The sequence below is a fragment of the Haloactinospora alba genome (assembly GCF_006717075.1).
Classification (GTDB): Bacteria; Actinomycetota; Actinomycetes; order Streptosporangiales; family Streptosporangiaceae; genus Haloactinospora; species Haloactinospora alba.
This window is the reverse complement of sequence record NZ_VFQC01000002.1, coordinates 464,115-485,098: the sequence shown is the minus strand read 5'-3', so window position 1 is coordinate 485,098 and position 20,984 is coordinate 464,115. Positions and strand designations below refer to the sequence as shown.

Genomic DNA, 20,984 nt, shown 5'->3' with positions numbered 1-20,984 from the left:
GGTCACCGTGCGGACCTGCGGCGTCCCCGGTACCGCGGCGGGAAACGCGGCCAGCCGACGCTGAGACGCAACGCCAGGGTCCCCGCCGCCAGCACCGCCAGTACCACCGTCGCCGCGGTTCCCACGGCGCGTTGGGTGGGTGAGGAGGGCCGCCGCGGTTCGGAGCCGCCCGCTTTCCGGGCGTCGGACGCGTGGGAGGGGGAGGGTACCGGAGGTTGTTCCGGTACCTGGGGCCGTGGCGGCGACGGGGCCGCGCCGCCCGAGGCGGAGGCACTCGGGGCGGTGCGGGTAGGGCCCGTCGGGGAGGGCGAGGGGGCGGCGTCGTGGGAGGGAGTGGCGGAGGGTGCTGTTTCCCGTTCCTCCCGTGGCGGTTGGGGAGGAGCCGGCGGCGGGGGTTCCCGTTCCACCAGCGTCCGCACCGGCTCCTCCCCAGGCTGTGGAAGGGGGGCGGGGGGCTCCTGCGGTCCGGTGCCGGGGGAGGTTTGCGGAGCGGGCGTCGGCTCGGACGGAGCGGCAGCGGAGGGGGTGGCCGCGGGCGCGGACGGTTCCGGTCCGGGCGGGACGGTGCCGGCCTCCTGGGGCGCGGCCCGGAGGGCGAGGACAGCGCAGAACACGACGAGGGTGAGGGGGACAGGGGAAAAGCACGGGGTCAGCATCGGCACTCCAACCTCGCGGGGACGCGCGCTACTCCAGTCGGCTGGGACCAGCACGGGAGCGGGCCCGCACCTCGCCCGGCCACACCGGGGTCGGCATGCGGGTTTCCACGGTGACGGTGCGTCCGCGGCGGGTGCACTCCGCCAGTCGGGCACCGTTGGCCTCGGCCGTGTCGCGGGCGGTGGAGCAGACGCCCTGAGGGCCGCCGTCGACGCGGTGGGCGGCCGCCAGCGCCGCCAGGTCGGCCGCGGCAGCGGCCTGGTGCCGGTCGGCGCGGACGCTGGTCACGACCAGCACGGCGGCGGCGCAGCACCAGAGCACGAGGCACAGGGCCAGTACCCACACGGTTCCGGACCCGGAATCCGCTCCGCCGCCGGATGCCGCTGTGGCTCGGTTCAGCGGTCCGGTCACGGGTATCTCCTCCCGGCTCTCACGGTTCGACCCGGGTGGTGGCGGTGTCGCTGACTCTGAGGGGAAGCGCCCCCGCAGGGCCCAACCGGACGGACGCGCGCACGGCCACCCGGACGAACCCGTCGGTTTCGGAGAGCGCGATCCCGGCGTTGTCCGGGGCGGCGTCGGCGGCGACGGCACGGGCCGCACGGTCGCTGTCCCCCCGCGCCAGCGCTCGCGCGCCCAGACGCGCGGCGTCCACGCACGCGATGTGGGTGGAGGCGGCGGTCAAGGCGGCGAGAGCGATACCCAGCACCAGCATCAGGGACGGCAGCGCAACGGCGGTCTCGGCGGTGACCATGGCGCGGTCACTCCGCGGTGCGCAGCGCATCGATGATGATCCGGGTGAGCTCCGCCCGGATGTCGTCGCTGGTCAGGATCGTGAACAGTACGGCGGCGAAGGCGACGGCGGCAGCCGTGCCGACGGCGTACTCGGCGGTGCTCATACCGTCGTCGCGGCGACGGGAAGGGGCGGGCGCACACGGCCCGCCGCGAGCGGGGGTGCGGGGCGGTGTCATGGCAACCTCCGGCGGAGTGGGTGGCGTCGCGTCCCGGTAACCGGGCACTGTGCCCTCAGACTCTCCGCACCGCCCCGGAACCGGAAGAGTCCACCCACACCCTGTGGACGCACCGCACGGCGAGTCCGCCACCACGCCCCTGGCCGGAACGGCCCCGCTGCGTTCCGGAGGCGTGGTGGTTCCGCGCGACGAGCGCACAGCGCTGCGGTACGTCCGGACGCGGACTACACCGGCTCGTCGGAGTTCGCGGCCCGAGGGCCGCGGTGTGTCCGGAACGCCACGGCCACCGTCCCGACGACCACCGCGATCCCCACCGCGGCCAGCAGCGCGTTCGGAAGGCCGTTGGCGACGCTCAGCCAGGGGGTGTCCGCGCGCCGCCGCAGGTCCACCACGGCCGCGGCGGCCAGCACCAGCAGCATCGGCGGACGCCACCGGGCGTGGTAGCCGGCGATGGCAACGAGAACGGCCCCGACCACGGCCGTCGGGAGCATCGGGGACAGAACTATCCACATCGCGGTGTCCAGCATGCTGGGATCGGGAACCGGCGGATCGTCCGGCCCGGGGTAACGAGTCGCCCGCTCCCCGGAATCGAACACCTGCGTGAGGTACTCCCCGAGGGCGTAGACGGTGAGCGCCACCAGCGCGAACGCCGCGCCGATCCCCGCTGCCCCCTTCGCCGAGCGCGCGGACCAGTAGCTCAGCAGGACCGGGACCGTGCACCATCCGAGGTAGGTGTCGACCAGCGTGACCAGCGCGAAGTAGAGCAGGGCGAGCAGCGTATGGTGTTGTGTCCCGGACTCCCGCGCCGTGTACGGAACCCGGTCAGCGCCCACCGACGCCAGGCCGACAGCGGCACCGCCGACGAGCAGAACCAGAGCGACGAGCACCACGCGACGGCGCCCCACGAACACCTCCACGAGGTTCACGACCGGACTGGGCGGGTGCTCACCGTGTCATGCTCTCGGCGGTGCCGAACAGGCCCGGCGACGGCCGTTTCCCGTCAGCGGATCGTTCCGCCCATGGCCGGCCGGAACGATCCGCGGCCGTCGCGCTAAAGAGACTACTGTCCCAGGCTCGTCAGGAGCGCGAGATTGTTGTCGTCAGCTTGGACGCCGAGGACGTTGGTGCTGATGTTGTTGAGCGTGTCATCAACATCAACGAGGTCGTCGTCATTAACCACAACGAGGTCGTTGGGATCGACCACGGCGGCGGCGGGCGCGGCCAGTGGGCCGACCAGGACAGCAGCCCCCAGGGCCACGGTGACGACGGACGCGCGCGTGAGCTCGTTTCGCATGATCTCCCCTTTTCTCGTTCGCCTGCATTTCCGACCCCACCCTGGCCGCGCCACCACACGAACACGGAGCAGACACTCTGAGTAATGGGATGATTTTTATCCAAGGATCACGAAACCGGACATTTCCTGGAAAGAACTACCAGCATTCCTTCAAAACGAAGCACTCGCCAACTACTCTGAGTAGTTATAGTGACGGGATTCCCCGCTGAATCCGCGCGGATACCTTCACTCCCGGCCTGCCTTCGGGGCTGCTGTGGGGACGGCGCGGCGCCCATGCAGCAGGCAGACACACAGCGCCCGAAACAGAGGCGGGCAGCGTGTGTCGGGGGTTTCCCTCGGGGAGGAGCGCGACCATGACGCGATCAGCGGCGGGTGGACACAGCAGGCGCGCGGAAGGGTAGGGAGCCGTAAGCATCCCCGACCTATGGCCAACCCGGATCATCCCCGCGTGCGCGGGGAGCATCGGCGAACTACGCCTACGACAACTGGGCCTGGGGGCCCATCCCCGCGTGCGCGGGGAGTCATGAGGAGGGAGGCAGCGCCGCGAGCGCGCCCCGGGGTCCATCCCCGCGTGCGCGGGGAGCATGGAGTGGGGTTTCACGATGCCGTTGATGGACCGGGTCCATCCCCGCGTGCGCGGGGAGCATCATGAGTACCGTTCCCATGATGGTGGCAAACTCGGGTCCATCCCCGCGTGCGCGGGGAGCATTTGTGCAGGGACCAGTCGGCCGGGTCGCCCCAGGGTCCATCCCCGCGTGCGCGGGGAGCATATGTGGTCGGTGTTGCTCCCGTTCTCGTCAGAGGGTCCATCCCCGCGTGCGCGGGGAGCATGAGGTCGACGCCATGCCGACCTTGGAGGAGCCGGGTCCATCCCCGCGTGCGCGGGGAGCATTCGGTGGAACCATCGCTATCGATTTCGATGGAGGGTCCATCCCCGCGTGCGCGGGGAGCATGCGCTGGGTCGCGCGGTCGCGGCGCTCATGCAGGGTCCATCCCCGCGTGCGCGGGGAGCATCCTCATCGACCTGGGACTTTACTCGACGCGCACCCCTGTGTGTGCAACTTCTTGATATACGGGCATTACGGACAAAACCCTTGACCACACCGCGATAACCCCTCCCACGACATGGCCCGATCCGGACCACCTCCCTCTCCAGCCGGCGCCGCACTCCTCCAGCCTGCCACCCCTCCCCTTCCCAACCGTGTTCCGGAACGAGCGGGACCAGGGCACCCGACCCGGACGGAGACGGCCCGCTCCGCGGCGTTCCGGAAGGCACCGCCTAGCCGAGCAGTGTGTCCAGCAGCCGCAACGCACCGGCCTTGCTCAGCGGTTCGTTGCCGTTCCCGCACTTCGGCGACTGGACGCAGGAGGGGCAGCCCGTGGGGCAGGCGCACTCGGCCACGGCGTCGCGCGTGGCACGCAGCCAGTCCGCCGCGGCGTTGTAGCCACGTTCGGCGAACCCGGCTCCGCCCTGGTGCCCGTCGTAGACGAACACGGTCAGCAGACCGGTGTCCGGGTGCAACGCCGTGGACACCCCGCCGATGTCCCACCGGTCGCACGTGGCGAACAGCGGGAGCAGACCGATCGCGGCGTGCTCGGCCGCGTGCGCCGCCCCCCGAAGCTCCACCCCCTCGGCGCGCAGCCGCTCGGTCGCCTCGGCGTCCAGCGTCCACCACACCGCGCGCGACACCAGGGTGCGCTGGGGCAGGTCGAGGCGCTGCTCGCCCAGCACCGCACCGGTCCGGACATCGCGTTTGAGGAAACCCACCACCTGCCGGGCGACCTCCACATCGCCCACGTGGACCGTGGCGCTGTCCCACCGCTGCTGGTGGCTGGTGCCGCGGATACTGATCTCGGTCGTCTCCCGCGACCAGGTGGTGTACTCGGGAGCCGCCGGGCGCACCAGGGCGACCCCGTCGTCCACGTCGAGGCGGTCCACCACGTAGGTGGCCTCCTGGTGCAGGTAGACCGCGCCGTCGTGCACACTCCCGTGCGCGGCGGCCTCGTCCACCGTCCCGAGGAGCTGTCCGGTGGCGGCGTCCACGATCTGCACCTGCGACCCACCGGTGCCCCGGATATCGGTCATGCCACTGGCGCGTTCGTTGTGTGTCCAGAACCAGCCGCGTGGTCGACGACGGAGCCATTTCCGGTCCACCAGATCCGCGACCACGGTCTCGGCCTGGGGACCGAACAGGGTGAGGTCCGCGTCGGTCAGCGGAAGCTCGGAGGCCGCGGCGCACAGGTGCGGCGCCAGGACGTAGGGGTTGTCCGGGTCGAGTACCGTCGCTTCGACACAACGGCCGAGGGTCGCCTCCGGGTTGTGGACCAGGTAGGTGTCCAGCGGGTCGTCGCGCGCGATGAACACGGCGAGCGCGTCCCCGCCGCCGCGTCCGGCGCGGCCCGCCTGCTGCCACAGGGAGGCCCGGGTTCCGGGCCAGCCGGCGATCAGGACGGCGTCCAGCCCCGTGACGTCCACGCCGAGTTCCAGCGCGCTGGTGGTGGCCAGGCCCACCAGTTCCCCGCTGCGCAGCTCCTCCTCCAGCTCTCGTCGGTCCTCGGCGAGGTATCCGGCCCGGTAGGCGGCCACCTTCCGGGCCGGATCGGCGACGCCGGTGTTGGCCAGGAGACGCTGGGAGGTGCGGGCCGTCACCTCGGCGGACTGGCGCGACCGGACGAAGGCCAGGGTGTGGACACCGTCACCCACCAGCCCGGCGAGGATGTCCGCGGCCTCCGCGGTGGCGGCGCGCCGCAGTGGCGCCCCGTTCTCGCCGGTCTGTCCGGTGAGTTCCGGTTCCACCAGGGCGAAGCTCAGCGCGGGGCGCGGGGAGGTGTCCGCGCTGACAGCGCGCACGGGCAGGCCGACGAGGTCGGCCGCGCTCTCCTCCGGCGTGCCGGTGGTGGCCGAGGCCAGGACGAAGGTGGGTTCGGAGCGGTAGCGCGCGCAGAGTCGGCGCAGCCGTCGGATGATCTGTGCCACGTGGGAGCCGAACACGCCCCGGTAGTAGTGGGCCTCGTCGACCACGACGTAGCTCAGCCGCCGCAGGAACCCCGACCAGCGGGAGTGCTGGGCCAGGAGGGAGTGGTGCAGCATGTCCGGGTTGGTGAGCACGTAGTTGGCGTGCGCGCGTATCCAGGAGCGCTGCTCCGCGGGGGTGTCCCCGTCGTAGGTCGCCGCGCGCATTCCGGGCAGGTCGAGCTCCTCCAGGAACCGCCGCTGGTCGGCCGCCAGGGCCTTGGAGGGGGAGAGATACAGCACGGTCCGCCCGCTGTCGACGGCCTCGGCGGCCGGCAGCAGGAAAGCCAGCGATTTCCCCGACGCCGTGCCGGTGGCTATGATCACATTGTTACCGGAACGCGCGAGGTCCGCTGCGGTGACCTGGTGGGACCACGGGAGCGTGATCCCCAGACCGGCGAGCCGCTCCGGCACGAAGGAGGGCACCCATTCCGGCCAGTTTTCGGTCGTACCGCGGCTGCGGGGAAGCCGTTCGACATGTGTCACTCTCGCGTTCCGGATATGGTCACGCCACGAACGCTGCGGTGTCGAGTCCCACCCGCTCACGCAATGCCCTCCTCATCGGGGGTCGCACAACACAGGAGGCGGCACCTGCCACGGTGCCGGTTTCAGTGTCGCAGGTGGGGGAAGAGACGCTCGGTGGCGTGGTTTCTTGTGTAGGCGGGACGGCACCACGGGCAGACGTGGTTGAATGCCGCCCTGCGGGGTAACGCCCGGCAAAGATCACTCGCGGTTTATCGCGGTACGGCGTTGGAGGACTCGTGGATTTGAAGCTTGACCATTACACCGAAGGCGACACCGAGATCGTCGTCGTTGAGGGCGAGATCGACGTCTATACCGCACCACGGTTGCGCGAGCTCCTGATCGATCTTGTGAACAAAGGCAACTTCCACCTCGTCGTGAACATGGAGAAGGTGGAGTTCCTCGACTCGACGGGTCTCGGGGTGCTCGTTGGCGGTCTGAAGCGCGTCCGCGCGCACGACGGCACCCTCGACCTCGTCTGCACGCAGGAGCGCATTCTGAAGATCTTCAGGATCACCGGGCTGACCAAGGTTTTCGGTATTTACGAGTCGATCCAGGAAGCGATCGACAAGCGGCAGTCCAAATAGCGACGTAACGAGCGAACGATGGCACGTGTCCAGCTCACGATCAGTGCGCTTCCCGCGCACGTACGCACGGCCCGGCTTATGGCCACGGCCGTGGCACGGCGTGCCGGCATCGCCGAATCCATCCTCGACGAAGTCCGGCTGGCGGTTGGTGAGGCGTGTTCGCGTGCGGTGGAGGCACACCGCGCGCACTGCCCCGACCAGTCGATCCGGTTGGAGTTGATCGACAGCGCCGAGTCACGTCCCCCCGAAGCGGACCAGACCAACGGGACGGCGTCGAACAACGGGCAAGCCGCCCAGCGTTTCGAGGTCGTCGTCTCGGACCAGGCGCCGGTCGAGGAGCCGAGTTCGACGGTGCCCCCGCACATCTCCGAAGGCGCCAGTATCTACATGGACGAACAGACGCCCCCGGGCGGCGTGTCAGGCCTCTCCCCCGAGGTGGGGCTCGCTGTGATCGCCGGGTTGGCCGACGACGTCAGCATCGAGCCGAACGAGCACGGCACCGTGGTCCGGATGAGCTGGCCTCTGGGGAACGCCGACGCGGAGGACACCGAACTCGTCGGCTGAGTCTCCCACGCGGGGGCGCCTTCAGGGACGATGGAGGCGCCCCGCAGAAGTCGTGTCCAGGGTCCTCTGCGGCCCGCCCGTCTCCGGTTGGCCCTCCGGGAGCGCCTTCCCGTGTCGGCACCGGTCGTCGCGGACGGCACGGCTCCCCACCTACCGCTCTTCCCGGGCGGCGGCCGTTCGGGTACTCCCGGCGGTCACTCGCACTCCCCCGGGGAGACCGGTTCGGTCGCGTCGGCCCCCTCGGCGGCGTTGTCGGCCACCTCGTCGGCGGTGAGGACGTAGCCGGTCTGGTCCTCGTTGGTCGCCGCCGCGAACACGACCCCGTAGACGGTTCCGTCGGGTGACAGCAGCGGACCTCCCGAGTTCCCGGGGCGCACCTCGGCCCGCACCTGGTAGATCTCCCTGCTGACCTGCTGCGAGTGGTAGAAGTCGGGGCCCTGCGCGGTCTGCTCCGCGCGCACCCGTGCCGGGACCACGGTGAAGCCGTTGTTCCGGGGGAAGCCGGCGACGACGGCGTCGTCGCCCTTGCGGGCCTCGGTGTCGAACTCGAGGGGGTCGAGTTCGAGGTCGGGCACGTTCAGCACGGCGATGTCCTGCTGCGGGTCGAACAGCACGATGTCGGCCGGCAGCTGCTGGCCGGAGCGTGTGGAGACGCGCAGGTTCTGGGTGACCCCGGCCACGACGTGCGCGTTCGTCATGACGTGCCCGTCCTCGTAGACGAAGCCGGTACCTTCCACCCGCCGCTGGCACTCCGGTGCCGTCCCCAGGACCTTGACGATGCTCTGTCCCGCCTCGCGCATCTCGGGGGTGGAGAGGGCGTCCGGGTCGGGCGGGTTGACCTCGGCCGGCTCGCCGGTGCCGAGCCCGCTGAACACCTGCGGGAAGGAGCTCTGGTCGACGATCTTGCGGAAGGTGGAGAACCACATCTCGGCGGAGTCGGGCATCACCCGGTCGACCGCCCGCAGCACCCGCGACTCGTTCACCTGCGGAGTGACGACGGGAAACGCGGAGTTGGCCACGGCGCTCCCGACGAGCCAGCTCACCAGGAGCATGGCGACGACGTTGACCAGCGCGCCGCCCAGCGCGTCGAACACGCGCGCGGAGCTCCACGTGACGCGGTTGCGCAGCATGGCGCCGAGGTAGGAGGTGAGGTACTGTCCCATGGCCGCGCACAGGAAGACGACGGCGATCGCGAGTACCGCCTGGTAGGTGGGATCGGTGACGAACCGTTGGATCACACCCGGCGCGGCGATCGCGGCGAGGACGCCTCCGCCGAGGAAACCGGAGAAGCTCAGTACTCCGACGATGAATCCCTGCCGGTACCCGGAGGCGGCGAACAGCAGCGCCAGGATGACGAGGACCAGGTCCAGTACGAGCCCCTCCATCAGGTTCATGCCCCCCTGTTGTCCGGTGGCCGTTGCGGCAGCACCACGACGGGTTCCGCCCCCTCGGTGCCGTCACGGAGCCGCGGTTGGTCCCACCCGCCCAGTTCGAGGAGCTGGCGCAGGATCGCGGCCGTGAACCCCCACACCAGCATCCCGCGGACGCGGTAGGCGAACCGGATGCCGCCGTCGGGTTCGCGCACCCGCACCTGGTTCGCCGGGGCGGCGAGTTCGCCGACCGGGACGCGGGCGACTCCCGACACCTCGGCGGGGTCGGCGGGACGCACCTCCGACGGGGTGTGCCACCAGGCCAGCACGGGGGTCACCCGGAAGGCGGTGCGTCGGATGTAGAGCTCGGGGAGCCGCCCCAGGACGCGGACGCCGGAGGGGTCCAGTCCGGTCTCCTCGGCGGCCTCCCGCAGGGCGGCGTCCTCCGGCCCGTTGTCGGTGGGCTCCAGCCGGCCGCCGGGGAAGGCGGGTTGTCCGGAGTGCCGCCGCAGCCCGTTCGTGCGTTGGATCAACAGGATGTCGGGGCCGCTGGCGCCCGGTCCGAACAGGATCAGGACCGCGGAGTGGCGCCCGCCCTGGGAGGGCGGGCTGAGGGCGGACGGCACCGGTGCCCGGCGCGCGGCGTCGAGCAGGGACAGTGCCCAGCCGGGCGGTGCGGTTCCGGAGCCGGCCCCTGCCGTCCCGCTCACGAGAACGGTCCGTTCCGGAGGAGGCCGGCGGCCTCGGTCTCGTCGGTGGGCCCCTCACCGTAGGAGGGGCACCAGGGGGCCAGCTCGCAGGCGCCGCAGGCGGGCCGGCGGGAGTGGCAGACGCGCCGCCCGTGCCAGATCAGCCGGTGCGACAGCATGGTCCAGTCCTCCGGCGGGAAGAGCTCCTCGATCTCCCGTTCGACCTTGACCGGGTCGGTCTGCTCGGTCCACCCGAACCGGCGTACGAGCCGCCCGAAGTGCGTGTCGACGGTGAGTCCCGGCACATTGAAGGCGTTGCCCAGGACGACGTTAGCGGTTTTGCGCCCTACGCCTGGTAGTTTTACCAGGTCGTCTAGGTTGTCCGGGACCTCACCGCCGTGTCGCACGCAGAGTTCGTGGCCCAGGGTGATGATGTTGTTGGCTTTGGAGCGGAAGAATCCGGTCGAGCGGATGATTCCCTCCAGTTCCGCCCGGTCGGCGGCCGCGTAGTCCTCGGCCGAGCGGTACCGCGCGAACAGTGCCGGCGTCACCGCGTTCACGCGTTTGTCGGTGCACTGGGCGGAGAGGATCGTAGCGACCAGTAGTTCGAGCGGGTTAGTGAAATCAAGCTCACAGTGCGCCTCGGGATACAACCGGATCAGCTCCTGGTTGATGCGACGGGCGCGTCGCACGAGATCCGTGCGCGACTCGTCCGCCGGGGCGGCGGAACCGTCGTCGTGTGGAGGCGTTGCGGAGGAAGTAGAAAGGTCACCAGACACACTCAAAGACTACGTATTTCCGCGCACCGACCACGAACACGGCGGCCGCTCCACAGGACCGACCGGTTCCCGCACGGCACTGCGAAAACTGTCGGAATTGTCAGGGTCGGCACTCTCCGGTGCGTTGTGGGAACTAGGATCAGGGGTGCTGACGTCGGCTGTGGCGGGTCGGGATCACCCGGACAACAAGCCGAGGTAACGACCTGGTTTCACACTCGGGTGCGATATACGTCACACTGTTGACGATCAGGTTGCAAGGAGGAAGTGGTGGACGAGACCAACGAGGTGCTGCGTAAGGCACCTCTCTTCGAGGCGCTCGACGAGGAGGGCGCCGCAGCGCTGCGCGCCTCAGTGAGCGAGGTACGCCTTGGCCGGGGCCAGACACTCTTCTCCGAGGGGGACGAGGGCGACCGGCTGTTCGTGATCCTCAGCGGCAAGGTCAAGCTGACCCGGACCGCCGTCGACGGCCGGGAGAACCTGCTGAGCGTGATCGGTCCCAGCGAGATGTTCGGTGAGCTCTCCCTGTTCGACCCGCGGCCGCGTACGGCCAGCGCCATCGCCGTCACCGACGTCGTGCTCGCGGGCCTGAGCCACGCCGACCTCCGGCCGTTCATCGCGGCGCAGCCGCAGGTGTCGCTGCAGCTCCTCAAGGCTCTGGCGACCCGTATGCGGCGGACCAACGACGTCATGTCCGACCTGGTCTTCACCGACGTTCCGGGCCGGGTCGCCAAGCAGCTCCTGGACCTCGCCGACCGGTTCGGCAAGGAGGGCGAGGACGGCCTGCACGTGCACCACGACCTCACCCAGGAGGAGCTGGCGCAGCTCGTGGGCGCGTCCCGGGAGACCGTCAACAAGGCCCTCGCGGAGTTCGCACTGCGCGGCTGGATCCGGATCGAGGCCAAGGCCGTAGTCCTGCTCGACATCGAACGGGTGCGCCGCCGGGCCAGGTGAGCGCCCTGCGCACGGCGGCGGGCGGTCAGGTCTCGCCCGCCGCGGCGGGGATGTCGCCGCGCTCGGCCAGGTAGCGCAGCTGGGCTCGCACCGACCACTCGGCCGCGGGACGCGTCTGCGGATCGAGGTCGGTGTAGACGCGTGCGACCACGTCGGCGGGTTCCCGCGCACCAGCGCGCACGGCCTCGGCGACCTGGGAGAGCCGCTCCTCACGGTGTTCGACGTAGGACGTGAGTTTCGCCCACGGTTCGCTGCAGGCCGGCCCGTGCCCCGGAAGCAGCACGCTCACGCCGGCGCTGTCGACGAGGTCGCGCAGCCGGTACAGCGAACGCATGTAGCCCGCCAGGCCGGCGCTGTCGGCGAGGACGGTGGTGCCGCGGCCCAGCACCGTGTCCCCGGTGAGGACGGCGTCGTCCTCGGGCAGGTGGAAACACGCGGAGTCCGAGGTGTGACCGGGGGTGGCCAGTACCCGCAGCCGCAGCCCGCCCACCGGCACCGTCTCACCGTCCCGCAGCACCGCTCCCCCGTCGCAGTGCGCGGCGTCCACGGCCCGCACCGGGGCGCCGGTGAGCTCGCGGAAGTACCGCAGCCCGTCGGTGTGGTCCGGGTGGTGGTGGGTGACCAGGGTCACCGCGAGGCGTTCGCCCGCGGTGCGGGCGACCCGCCGCAGGTGCTCCTCGTCCCGGGGCCCGGGGTCGACCACCGCGGCGTCGCCCGTGTCCGGGTCGCGCACCACCCAGGTGTTGGTGCCGTCCAGCGTCATGGGACCGGGGTTGGGGCACAGCACGCACGTCGCGTGCCGGGTGGCGTACCCGTCGATCTGCATGGCGGACTCTTCCCTCCGGAACCTCAGGGTTCCTCGACACTGTCCGGGAGCGCGGTCCGGCACCGGTCCCCGGTGTCGCGCAGTTCGGGCTCGATCGGCCGAACGTCGCGTCGGGCGTGCAGTATGGCACGCACCGACCCGTGCGCCGCCAGCTCCCCGCACACGGCCACCGTGGGCGGCAGCATGCTCAGTTCCCCGGCGCGCCACCGTTCGACCGCCTCGGCGGGTGGCATCCACGCGACCCGGTCCGCCTCCCCGCCCACGTCCCGGGTGGCGCACCCGGCGGGAAGCGCGGCGGCGAAGAACCGGGTGTCGTAGCGCCGCGGCTCCGTACGCGGCGTGATCCACCGCGCCCACGACCGCAGCAGGTCCCCGCGCACCACCAGCCCGCGGTCGCGCAGGAACCGGGCGAACGACAGGGTTCCCGCGACGAGGGCGTGGCGGTCCTCCTCCCAGTCGGGCCCGCTGGTGTCGGCGACCGGTTCCGCCCCCGGCCGCGCGGCGAGCAGGACCCCCGACTCCTCGAACGTCTCCCGCACCGCGGCGCAGACCAGCCCCTGGGCCATGGGTTCGGTGGCGCCCAGCTCCTCGCTCCAGTGGTGAGTGTCGGGACCGGTCACGGGAATCCCGCGCTCGGTGTCGCGTTCGTCCACCCGCCCGCCCGGAAAGGCGTAGGCGCCCGGCGCGAACGGCATGGAGGCGGCCCGGCGCAGCAGGTAGACCTCCAGCCCGCCGTGTCCGGACGCCTCACCGTCGCGCACCAGCATGACGGTCGCGGCGGCCTTGGCTTCGACCGGTCCGGTACCTGGGTTCGGCACGTCACCTCCTCCAGGGAGCGTCGATCCCGGCGACAGCCAGCCGCCGCGGCACGGGGCCAGGTTACCGGGACCGACGCGGGGTCACTCGGAACGGGCCGCTTCGGCGACCAGCTCCACCTCGACCGGGGCGTCAAGCGGCAGGGCCGCCACCCCGACAGCGCTGCGCGCGTGCACTCCGGCGTCGCCGAAGACCTCACCGACCAGCTCGCTGGCACCGTTGAGGACCTGGGGCTGGTTGTGGAACGACGGGTCGCTCGCCACGAAGCCGACGATCTTGACGATCCGGTTGACGAGCGACAGCTCCCCGACCTCGGCCCTGAGCGCCGCTATGGCGTTGAGGGCGCAGGTCGACGCGAGCTCCTTACCCCGTTCCAGGGTCACCTCGGCACCGAGTTTGCCGGTGCCGGCGAGTTCGCCCGCCACCATCGGCAACTGGCCCGAGACGTAGACGTGGTCCCCGGTGCGCACCGCCGGAACGTAGGCGGCCACCGGCGGCACCACCTCGGGAACGCTCATCCCGAGCGCAGCGATGCGCTCCTCGGGAGTGGCCATGTCACTCCTTCTCCCGCTTCATGTAGGCCACCAGCTGCTGGTTGCGCGGGTCGTTGTCCACGGAGGGCCCGGGGATGACGGAGACCAGCTCCCAGCCATCCTCGCCCCAGTTGTCCAGAATCTGTTTCGTCGCGTGCGACAACAGCGGCACTGTCGCGTACTCCCACTTCGTCATGACCGCCACCCTAATTCTTCGCCAGTCGGTTGGCCGCCGGGGCGGGCGTCGGACATAAACTCCCTCGCGTGGGCGAACGCGATCACGACCGGCAGAACGTGCGGCTGCACGTCGTCACCGGCAAGGGAGGAACCGGTAAGACCACCACGGCTGTCTCCCTGGCGCTGGCACTGGCTTCCGAGGGGAGAAGCGTCCTCGTGGTCGAGGTGGAGGAACGCCAGGGCATCGCCCAGCTCCTGGGGCTCTCCCCCCTGCCGTACGAGGAGCGCAGGATCGCCGCCTCCCCGCACGGGGGCGAGGTGTACGCCCTGGCCGTCGACGCCGAGGCCGCCCTGTTGGAGTACCTGGAACTCTTCTACGGGATGCGCCGGGCCGGCGCGGCCCTCTCCCGGATGGGGGTGGTGGACTTCGCCACCACGATCGCACCCGGCATGCGCGACGTGCTCCTCACCGGGAAAGCCACCGAGGCGCTGCGCCGCACCCGCGGCAGCGGCCGTGACCGGAAGGGGGGAGATCCCGGGCAGGACCCGTTCGCCTACCACGCCGTCGTGCTGGACGCCCCGCCCACGGGCCGGATCAACCGGTTCCTCAACGCCAGCGCGGAGGTGGCGGGCCTCGCCCGGAACGGGCCGATCCGCAACCACGCCGACACGGTCACCGCGACCCTCCGCTCCCCGGCCACCGCGGTGCACGTCGCGACCACCCTGGAGGAGATGCCGGCCCGGGAGGCACTGGACGGGATCGGCGCGCTGGAGAGCGTGGGCCTGAACGCGGGCTCCCTCATAACGACCATGGTCCGCCCTCCCCTGTTCGATCCGGACACGCTGCGCACCGCGGAGACCGACGGCCTGGACCACGACATCCTCTCCCGGGGCCTGGAGGCCGCCGGCCTGGACGACACACAGCGGCTGGCGGACGAGCTGGCGCGGGAGACCGCCCGGCACGCCCGCCACACCCGGGTGGCGGACGGGATACGCCGCCAGCTGCGGGAGTCCGGACGGACGCGTTACGAGCTCCCCCTCGTCGAAGGGGGAATAGACCGGGCGGCCCTGGACCATCTGGCCGACGAACTCCGCAACCAGGGGGCGGTGTGAACCACGGATCCCAGCAGGTGACCCCTCCCACCTTCGACACGGACGCGCTGCTCGACGACCCCCGGACCCGCATAATCGTGTGCTGCGGTTCGGGCGGGGTGGGCAAGACCACCACCGCGGCGGCTCTCGGCGTGCGCGCCGCCGACCGGGGACGGCACGCGGTCGTCATCACCGTGGACCCGGCGCGACGTCTCGCGCAGTCGATGGGGTTGGCCGAGCTCGACAACACGCCGCGGCGCGTGGAGCTGCCGCCCGCCGAGAGCGGGGAACCGGCCGGAACCCTGCACGCCATGACCCTGGACATGAAACGCACGTTCGACGAGGTCGTCCAGACGCACGCCGATCCGGAGCGGGCCCGCCAGATACTGGCGAACCCCTTCTACCAGTCGCTTTCGTCGAGCTTCTCCGGAACCCAGGAGTACATGGCGATGGAGAAGCTGGGACAGCTGCACCAGGCCCAGGACTGGGACCTGATCGTGGTGGACACCCCGCCGAGCCGCTCGGCCCTGGATTTCCTCGACGCCCCGAAACGCCTGGGCCGGTTCCTCGACAGCAAACTCGTCACCCTGCTCAGCGCTCCCGGGAGAAGCGGACCGTTCCGGCTCCTCGGGGCGGGGGTCGGCGCGGTGACCTCCGCCGTCAGCTCGATCGTGGGGGCGCAGCTCCTCAGGGACGTGCAGACGTTCATGACAGCGTTCGACTCCGTCTTCGGAGGGTTCCGGGAGCGGGCCGAACGCACCTACCAGCTGCTGCGCTCCCCGGGCACCGCCTTCCTCGTGGTGACAGCGCCGGAGGACGACACCGTGCGGGAGGCGTCGCACTTCATCGACCGGTTGGGCGAGGACCGGATGCCGCTCGGCGGCCTCGTCGTGAACCGTACGCACCGCACCACGGCGCGGCGGCTTCCGGCGGAGCGCGCCCGGGAGGCCGCGCGGCGGTTGGCGGACAGCGGGGAGCACCCGCTCGCCGAGGCGGCGCTGCGGCTGCACGCCCAGCGCATGGCCGTCCAGGAGCGCGAGACGCGGTTGCGGGAACGCCTCGCGGCCACCCACCCGACGGTGCCGGTGGCGGAGGTTCCGGCGGGTCCCGAGGACGTGCACGACCTCACCGGGTTGCGCGGTATCGGCGCCGACCTCGCCCACCCGCCAACGACATAGTCCGTTATCCTGGACGATCCCCCACGTAGGCGACATGGAGCTACGTTCCGTGTCAACCGCAGCCGTTCCCCCAGTGTCTTCCATGAAAGGATGGAGCGAGCAGGCCGGTCCCGGCGGGTTGGGCAAACCCCGGAAGACGGGCCACACTCGCTCCGCAAGCACGCGTTACTCGCCACTGTCGGCCCACGGGCGGCCGCACGTACTCTGATGGGGTGGGTCAGGGGAGATTGTTACAGAAAATCGGTCAGCTGGTCGGCGTCGCGGCTCTCGCAGGGGTGCTGGTGGCAGCGTTGGCGCTGCCGGCAGTCGGCGGGGTCGGCATCACGGCCCGCAACGTCGCCACGAACTTCCTCAACATGCCGAGCGAGCTGGAAACCCCGCCTCCGCCGCAACGCTCGGTGATCTACGACAACGACGGTGACGTCATAGCCGAGATCTACGACAAGAACCGGGAGCTCGTGGAGCTCGACAGCATGGCGCCGGTGATGCAGGACGCCATCGTCGCCATGGAGGACTCGAGCTTCTACGAACACGGCGGCATCGACATCTCGGGAACGTTCCGGGCGGCCCTGCGCACCCTCAGCGGCGACACCGAGGGCGGATCCTCCATCACGCAGCAGTACGTGAAGAACGTCCTGGTGGAGAGCGCGACCTCCCAGGCGGAGCAGGAGGAGGCCCGCGAGACGTCGATCGCCCGCAAGGTGCGCGAGCTGCGTTACGCCCTCAGCATCGAACAGCGGATGAGCAAGAAGGAGATCCTGGAGGGCTACCTCAACATCGCCTACTTCGGCGACGGCGCCTACGGCGTCGAGTCGGCCGCGAAGCACTTCTTCGACAAGAGCGCCTCCGACCTCTCCCTGGAGGAGGCCGCGACGCTGGCCGGAACCGTCCGCTACCCCTACCTGTACAACCCGGACGCCAACCCGGATGCCGCGACCAACCGGCGCAACGTCGTCCTCGACCGGATGGCGAAGAACGACATGATCTCCTCCGAGAAGGCCGAGAAGGCCAAACAGACGGAGCTGGAGCTGGACGTCACCGAGCCCAGCAACGGGTGTATGCCCAGCGACCAGCCGTTCTTCTGCGACTACGTGGTGCAGGAGATCGAGAAGAACGACCGCTTCGGGGAGAACGAGACCGAACGCGCCCGCTGGCTGCGCACCGCCGGGCTGGAGATCCACACCACCCTCGACGGCGACATGCAGCAGGCGGCCCAGGACGCGGTGGACGAGTGGGTTCCGCGCAAGAACGAGTCCAAGAAGGTCGGCGCGGAGATCCTGATCGAGCCCGGGACGGGCGAGATCCGCGCCATGGCCCAGAGCCGCGACTACGGCCCCGACGAGGGGAAGCTCGGACAGACCTCGGTGAACTTCGCCACGGACGCCTCCCGGGGCGGCAGTAACGGTTTCCAGGCCGGTTCGACGTTCAAGGCGTTCACCCTGGCGGCGGCCCTGGACAAGGGCAAGGGCTTCTCCACCTCGTTCGACTCGCCCGGTCGGACCACCGTCAACGGGCAGCGGAACTGCGAGGGGGGCAAGCTCGCGCCGTGGCCGGTGAAGAACTCCTCGGAGAGCGACGGCGGGCAGCATGACATGATCTCCGGGACCCAGGGGTCGGTGAACACCTACTTCGCGCAGCTGCAGAAGGATGTGGGGCTGTGCAACGTCATCAAGATGGCCGAGAAGCTGGGAGTGCACCGCGCCGACGGCCAGTCGTTCGACAACCCGCAGACCCAGGGGAACAACTCGTTCACCCTCGGCAGTGAGGAGGTGTCGCCGCTGACCGTCGCCAACGCCTACGCCACGTTCGCCTCCGGCGGCACCCGCTGCGAGCCCCAGGCCATCTCGTCGATCACCGACCAGCAGGCCGGGGAGACCATCAAGATCGACAACGAGTGCGAACGCGCCATCGACAAGGACGTCGCCGACGGGGTGAGCCACCTGCTCCAGCAGACGTTCGACGGCGGCACCACCGATGGCATGGAGATCGGCCGCCCCGCGGCCGCCAAGACCGGCACCACCGACGGGGCCGCCAGCGCCTGGTTCGCCGGGTTCACCCCCAACCTCGCCGGCACCGTGTTCGTCGGCGACCCGCGCGGTCCGCAGCAGTACCCCCTGCGCGACGTCACCCTCGGGGGTGAGCACTACAACCAGATCTACGGCGCCACCGTCCCGGGACCGATCTGGCGGGACACGATGGAGAAGGCCACCGAGGAGCTCCCCGAGGAGGACTTCCCGCCCGCTCCGGACAAGTTCACGTCGGCGTCCGCGGACAACCAGGCCAGCCCCACCAGTAACGAGGGCAGCGTGCCCGACGTGGTGGGCCGACCGGAGGAGGACGCCGTCACCGCGCTGGAGGAGGCCGGTTTCGAGGCGAACGTGTCGGGGACACGGATCTCCTCCTCGGAGGAGGAGGGAACCGTGGCCGCGGTCAACCCCGACCCGGGCACCGGGCTACCCGACGGCGCGACCGTCAACGTCTTCCTCAGCGACGGTTCCGGGGACGCCGCCGGCGGTGATCCGCAGCCGGGCCGCACTCCCGGCACCGTGCCCGCGGAGTTCCCCCCGCCCCGCGGCGGGAACCGCTAGAACCTGTTGTGTGGACGCGCAGCGGGACGAGCGCCCACACAACAAGCCCTGGGGTCAGCTGCCCCGCCGCGTGACCCGCGGCCCCGCCTGGCGGCCCGGCCAGGCGGGGCCCGAAACTACCTCGCCCCCGATCGCCTCTCCCGGTACGGTTCCGGGAGTGTCCGCACCGCGGGGAGCCCGCGCGACCCGCTGGCCGCCCCGACGGTTCCCACGCTGAGAGCAGGTGTCGTCAATGGCATGCCGTATCAGTGGGCTCGTGCTCGGTTGCCGTGACCCCGAGGGGATGGCGCGGTTCTGGTGCGAGGTCCTGGACTTCGCAGTGCTCGACCGCGAGGAGGGCGAGATCGAGATAGGGCCGCGCGACGGGGCCGGCGGCCCGCAGCCGACGATCGTCCTCAGCCGCAACGACGGGCAGAACGGGGAACTCCGGCTGCACATCGACGTCAGCGCCACCGACCGCGACCATGGCGCCGAGCTCGAACGCCTCCTGGCCGCCGGGGCCGCCCCCGTCGACACCGGTCGGACCGGGGAGGAGTCCCGGCGCGTCCTCGCCGACCCCGAAGGCAACGAGTTCTGCCTGCTCGAGACCCGCATCGACCCGCCGTGACGGTCCTCGCCGACGGCGAGGACCGCGCCCGGCTGGAGGACACGCAGGCGACGTTCCCGACCCGCGGTGGCGGGAGAAGCGCGGTCCGATCCGGGTGAGCGCGGACACGCGGTTCATCCCGGCGTCGCCGCCGAGCCGGAGCAGCGTCGCACCGGCCGCCGCCGAACGTCGTCTCCGGAGGGCCGGGGCGGCGGCCGGCGCCGCGCTGTAGGCGCCCCGCGGCGGCCGGCCAGGCCCTCACCGGGCTGTCCGGCCGGACCGGCACAACGGTTCAGCCGGACAACTGGCGGCGCACCTCGGCGGCCACCCGCGAGCCATCGGCCTGCCCCGTCGTCCGGGGCGTCACCACCTTCATCACCTGGCCCATGCTCGCCATACCGCTGGCGCCGGTCTCCGCGATGGCGGCGGAGACGACGTCGGTGAGTTCGGCGTCCGTGAGCTGGCGCGGGAGGTACTCCGCGAGCACGTCCGCCTCGGCACGTTCCGCCTCGGCCTTCGCGCCGCCGCCGCCGGCGTCGAAGGCCTCCGCGGCCTCCCGCCGCCGCTTCACCTCACGGGTGAGCAGTGTCACCACCTCGTCGTCGCCGAGTTCCTGGCTCCCCTTGGACGCCTCCTCGGTGGAGACGGCGGACAGCGCCATACGCAACGTACGGACCCGCACCTCGTCCCGCTGCTTCATCGCGGCGGTGAGGTCGGTCTTGAGACGGTCTCTCAGTTCGGCCATGCCGCGATCATACGGCGTGCGCCCCGGCGGAGCCGACCCTTTTCCCGCGCGGACACCGCCGCCCGGGACGCGGTCCGGCAGTGGCGACGCCCGACATCTGGCACCATCGGACCCACGAGAACTGTGGAGGTGACCGGGTTTGGGAAGCACCCTGCGCGCCGCCGGACGTATGGCCGCGCTCACCGGAACGGCCGCGGCGGCGGGGCTCGGGTACGCCTCGCTCGTCGAACGCAACTGGTTCCGACTGCGCCACCACACACTGCCGCTGCTGGCGCCCGGGAGCCCGCGGCTGCGCCTGCTGCACCTTTCCGACACCCACCTGACCCCGAGGCGGCGGGCCCTCGTCGACTGGGTCCGCGGTCTCGACGCCTACGCCCCCGACCTCGTGGTGAACACGGGAGACGCGCTGGGGCACCCGCAAGCGGTCGACACGTTCCTGGAGGGGCTCGGTCCGCTCCTGCGGCGGCCGGGAGCCTTCGTCTACGGCTCCAACGACCTCTTCGCGCCGCGGTTCAAGAACCCCGCACAGTACCTGTGGCGGAACAGCAGCGAGGACTACTCCGAGCGCCCCGAACCCGACCTTCCGTGGCGCGAGCTCGGTTCCCGGCTGCGCGACTCCGGCTGGCTGGACCTGAACAACCACACGGGCCGGATCGCGACGGAGTCCCACAATGTCGCCCTGGCGGGGATCCACGACTCGCACATCGGCCTGGACCGGTACGACGCCGTCGCCGGCCCGGCCGACGCGCGGGCGGACGTGCGCCTGGGAGTGCTGCACTCCCCGGAACCGGCCAACCTGGACCGGTTCGACGCTGACGGCTACCAGCTGCTGCTGGCGGGGCACACCCACGGCGGACAGCTCTGCCTGCCCGGATTCGGGACCCTGGTCACCAACTGCGGGATCGACCGGGGACGCGCCCGGGGCCTGCACCGCTACGGGGACGCCTGGTTGGACGTCTCCGCCGGGCTGGGCACCTCCCCCACAGCCCCCGTACGGTTCTGCTGCCGGCCCGAGGCCAGCCTGATCGACCTCGTCGCCGCCCCGTAACGCG

23 protein-coding genes and 1 CRISPR repeat array are annotated in these 20,984 nt (G+C 71.0%); of the genes, 8 read left to right on the top strand and 15 right to left on the bottom strand.

What is annotated here, in order from left to right; translation table 11 throughout:
* Positions 1–2: 2 nt before the first annotated feature.
* From FHX37_RS19865 to FHX37_RS19835, 7 genes are all read right to left on the bottom strand, one after another.
* Positions 3–656, bottom strand: a complete 654-nt coding sequence (locus FHX37_RS19865) for a hypothetical protein (RefSeq protein ID WP_141925717.1) — start codon at positions 654–656, stop codon at positions 3–5.
* 28 nt (positions 657–684) lie between these two features.
* On the bottom strand, positions 685–1,065 hold the full coding sequence (locus FHX37_RS19860) for an Rv3654c family TadE-like protein (protein ID WP_246062459.1): 381 nt from the start codon (positions 1,063–1,065) through the stop codon (positions 685–687).
* Between the two features lie 19 nt (positions 1,066–1,084).
* A complete protein-coding gene (locus FHX37_RS19855) occupies positions 1,085–1,405 on the bottom strand; it encodes a TadE family type IV pilus minor pilin (protein WP_246062458.1) in 321 nt (106 codons plus the stop codon).
* Between the two features lie 7 nt (positions 1,406–1,412).
* Entirely contained in the window at positions 1,413–1,550 is a 138-nt protein-coding gene (locus FHX37_RS19850) for a DUF4244 domain-containing protein (protein WP_246062457.1), read from the bottom strand.
* 296 nt (positions 1,551–1,846) lie between these two features.
* Positions 1,847–2,548 (bottom strand): hypothetical protein, encoded by a 702-nt coding sequence (locus FHX37_RS19845; protein WP_246062456.1) that lies wholly within the window; start codon positions 2,546–2,548, stop codon positions 1,847–1,849.
* A gap of 134 nt (positions 2,549–2,682) precedes the next feature.
* Positions 2,683–2,916, bottom strand: a complete 234-nt coding sequence (locus FHX37_RS19840; RefSeq protein WP_141925714.1) for a hypothetical protein — start codon at positions 2,914–2,916, stop codon at positions 2,683–2,685.
* Between the two features lie 434 nt (positions 2,917–3,350).
* Positions 3,351–3,930: direct repeats of the CRISPR family, unit length 29 nt; unit sequence GGGTCCATCCCCGCGTGCGCGGGGAGCAT.
* Between the two features lie 265 nt (positions 3,931–4,195).
* Positions 4,196–6,415 carry a DEAD/DEAH box helicase gene (locus FHX37_RS19835; RefSeq protein WP_141925713.1) on the bottom strand — a complete coding sequence of 740 codons (2,220 nt, stop codon included), beginning with the start codon at positions 6,413–6,415 and terminating at the stop codon, positions 4,196–4,198.
* 275 nt (positions 6,416–6,690) lie between these two features.
* On the opposite strand from FHX37_RS19835, the gene FHX37_RS19830 reads away from it, so the two are divergent.
* Positions 6,691–7,038 carry an STAS domain-containing protein gene (locus FHX37_RS19830; protein WP_141925712.1) on the top strand — a complete coding sequence of 116 codons (348 nt, stop codon included), beginning with the start codon at positions 6,691–6,693 and terminating at the stop codon, positions 7,036–7,038.
* A gap of 18 nt (positions 7,039–7,056) precedes the next feature.
* Positions 7,057–7,602, top strand: a complete 546-nt coding sequence (locus FHX37_RS19825) for an ATP-binding protein (protein WP_141925711.1) — start codon at positions 7,057–7,059, stop codon at positions 7,600–7,602.
* A gap of 194 nt (positions 7,603–7,796) precedes the next feature.
* Here FHX37_RS19825 and FHX37_RS19820 read toward each other — a convergent pair whose 3' ends face one another.
* The 3 genes from FHX37_RS19820 to nth are packed head-to-tail and all read right to left on the bottom strand — an operon-like array spanning position 7,797 to position 10,440.
* Positions 7,797–8,987 (bottom strand): MarP family serine protease, encoded by a 1,191-nt coding sequence (locus FHX37_RS19820; protein WP_141925864.1) that lies wholly within the window; start codon positions 8,985–8,987, stop codon positions 7,797–7,799.
* Positions 8,988–8,992: 5 nt separating this feature from the next.
* Complete coding sequence (locus FHX37_RS19815) at positions 8,993–9,682, bottom strand: NUDIX hydrolase (protein ID WP_246062455.1); 690 nt, start codon at positions 9,680–9,682, stop codon at positions 8,993–8,995.
* Positions 9,679–10,440 (bottom strand): endonuclease III, encoded by a 762-nt coding sequence (nth, locus tag FHX37_RS19810; RefSeq protein ID WP_141925710.1) that lies wholly within the window; start codon positions 10,438–10,440, stop codon positions 9,679–9,681. Before nth ends, FHX37_RS19815 begins: the two co-directional genes overlap by 4 nt.
* Positions 10,441–10,707: 267 nt before the next feature.
* On the opposite strand from nth, the gene FHX37_RS19805 reads away from it, so the two are divergent.
* Entirely contained in the window at positions 10,708–11,391 is a 684-nt protein-coding gene (locus tag FHX37_RS19805; RefSeq protein ID WP_141925709.1) for a Crp/Fnr family transcriptional regulator, read from the top strand.
* 25 nt (positions 11,392–11,416) lie between these two features.
* On the opposite strand, the gene FHX37_RS19800 is transcribed toward FHX37_RS19805, so the two are convergent.
* The 4 genes from FHX37_RS19800 to FHX37_RS19785 all read right to left on the bottom strand — a co-directional run bounded on the left by FHX37_RS19800 (position 11,417) and on the right by FHX37_RS19785 (position 13,762).
* Positions 11,417–12,217, bottom strand: coding sequence for an MBL fold metallo-hydrolase (locus tag FHX37_RS19800; protein ID WP_141925708.1), 801 nt, complete (start codon positions 12,215–12,217; stop codon positions 11,417–11,419).
* A gap of 23 nt (positions 12,218–12,240) precedes the next feature.
* Entirely contained in the window at positions 12,241–13,035 is a 795-nt protein-coding gene (locus FHX37_RS19795; protein ID WP_141925707.1) for an NUDIX hydrolase, read from the bottom strand.
* Positions 13,036–13,116: 81 nt separating this feature from the next.
* Positions 13,117–13,587, bottom strand: a complete 471-nt coding sequence (locus tag FHX37_RS19790) for a RidA family protein (protein ID WP_141925706.1) — start codon at positions 13,585–13,587, stop codon at positions 13,117–13,119.
* Between the two features lies 1 nt (position 13,588).
* The gene (locus FHX37_RS19785; RefSeq protein ID WP_141925705.1) at positions 13,589–13,762 is read right to left on the bottom strand and encodes a DUF4177 domain-containing protein; all 174 of its coding nucleotides are present in this window, start codon (positions 13,760–13,762) and stop codon (positions 13,589–13,591) included.
* 68 nt (positions 13,763–13,830) lie between these two features.
* Between FHX37_RS19785 and FHX37_RS19780 the strand changes: the two genes are divergently transcribed.
* The 4 genes from FHX37_RS19780 to FHX37_RS19765 all read left to right on the top strand — a co-directional run bounded on the left by FHX37_RS19780 (position 13,831) and on the right by FHX37_RS19765 (position 19,208).
* Complete coding sequence (locus tag FHX37_RS19780) at positions 13,831–14,856, top strand: ArsA-related P-loop ATPase (protein ID WP_246062453.1); 1,026 nt, start codon at positions 13,831–13,833, stop codon at positions 14,854–14,856.
* Positions 14,853–16,013 (top strand): ArsA family ATPase, encoded by a 1,161-nt coding sequence (locus tag FHX37_RS19775; protein ID WP_246062452.1) that lies wholly within the window; start codon positions 14,853–14,855, stop codon positions 16,011–16,013. Before FHX37_RS19780 ends, FHX37_RS19775 begins: the two co-directional genes overlap by 4 nt.
* A 227-nt stretch (positions 16,014–16,240) precedes the next feature.
* Positions 16,241–18,601, top strand: a complete 2,361-nt coding sequence (locus tag FHX37_RS19770; protein WP_141925704.1) for a penicillin-binding protein — start codon at positions 16,241–16,243, stop codon at positions 18,599–18,601.
* Between the two features lie 232 nt (positions 18,602–18,833).
* Positions 18,834–19,208, top strand: a complete 375-nt coding sequence (locus FHX37_RS19765) for a VOC family protein (protein ID WP_141925703.1) — start codon at positions 18,834–18,836, stop codon at positions 19,206–19,208.
* 271 nt (positions 19,209–19,479) lie between these two features.
* Here FHX37_RS19765 and FHX37_RS19760 read toward each other — a convergent pair whose 3' ends face one another.
* Positions 19,480–19,932 (bottom strand): GatB/YqeY domain-containing protein, encoded by a 453-nt coding sequence (locus FHX37_RS19760; protein ID WP_141925702.1) that lies wholly within the window; start codon positions 19,930–19,932, stop codon positions 19,480–19,482.
* Positions 19,933–20,101: 169 nt separating this feature from the next.
* Here FHX37_RS19760 and FHX37_RS19755 point away from each other — a divergent pair, with 169 nt between their 5' ends.
* A complete protein-coding gene (locus FHX37_RS19755) occupies positions 20,102–20,980 on the top strand; it encodes a metallophosphoesterase (RefSeq protein ID WP_141925860.1) in 879 nt (292 codons plus the stop codon).
* Positions 20,981–20,984 lie beyond the last annotated feature (4 nt).

What these genes read in the sequence shown, in the direction of transcription:
- FHX37_RS19820 (WP_141925864.1), bottom strand. Translation starts at nt 8,987, where the DNA reads ATGGAGGGGCTCGTACTGGACCTGGTCCTCGTCATCCTGGCGCTGCTG.
- FHX37_RS19765 (WP_141925703.1), top strand. Translation starts at nt 18,834, where the DNA reads ATGGCATGCCGTATCAGTGGGCTCGTGCTCGGTTGCCGTGACCCCGAG.
- FHX37_RS19800 (WP_141925708.1), bottom strand. Translation starts at nt 12,217, where the DNA reads ATGCAGATCGACGGGTACGCCACCCGGCACGCGACGTGCGTGCTGTGC.
- FHX37_RS19760 (WP_141925702.1), bottom strand. Translation starts at nt 19,932, where the DNA reads ATGGCCGAACTGAGAGACCGTCTCAAGACCGACCTCACCGCCGCGATG.
- FHX37_RS19865 (WP_141925717.1), bottom strand. Translation starts at nt 656, where the DNA reads ATGCTGACCCCGTGCTTTTCCCCTGTCCCCCTCACCCTCGTCGTGTTC.
- FHX37_RS19840 (WP_141925714.1), bottom strand. Translation starts at nt 2,916, where the DNA reads ATGCGAAACGAGCTCACGCGCGCGTCCGTCGTCACCGTGGCCCTGGGG.
- FHX37_RS19850 (WP_246062457.1), bottom strand. Translation starts at nt 1,550, where the DNA reads ATGAGCACCGCCGAGTACGCCGTCGGCACGGCTGCCGCCGTCGCCTTC.
- FHX37_RS19825 (WP_141925711.1), top strand. Translation starts at nt 7,057, where the DNA reads ATGGCACGTGTCCAGCTCACGATCAGTGCGCTTCCCGCGCACGTACGC.
- FHX37_RS19855 (WP_246062458.1), bottom strand. Translation starts at nt 1,405, where the DNA reads ATGGTCACCGCCGAGACCGCCGTTGCGCTGCCGTCCCTGATGCTGGTG.
- FHX37_RS19785 (WP_141925705.1), bottom strand. Translation starts at nt 13,762, where the DNA reads ATGACGAAGTGGGAGTACGCGACAGTGCCGCTGTTGTCGCACGCGACG.
- FHX37_RS19755 (WP_141925860.1), top strand. Translation starts at nt 20,102, where the DNA reads ATGGCCGCGCTCACCGGAACGGCCGCGGCGGCGGGGCTCGGGTACGCC.
- FHX37_RS19790 (WP_141925706.1), bottom strand. Translation starts at nt 13,587, where the DNA reads ATGGCCACTCCCGAGGAGCGCATCGCTGCGCTCGGGATGAGCGTTCCC.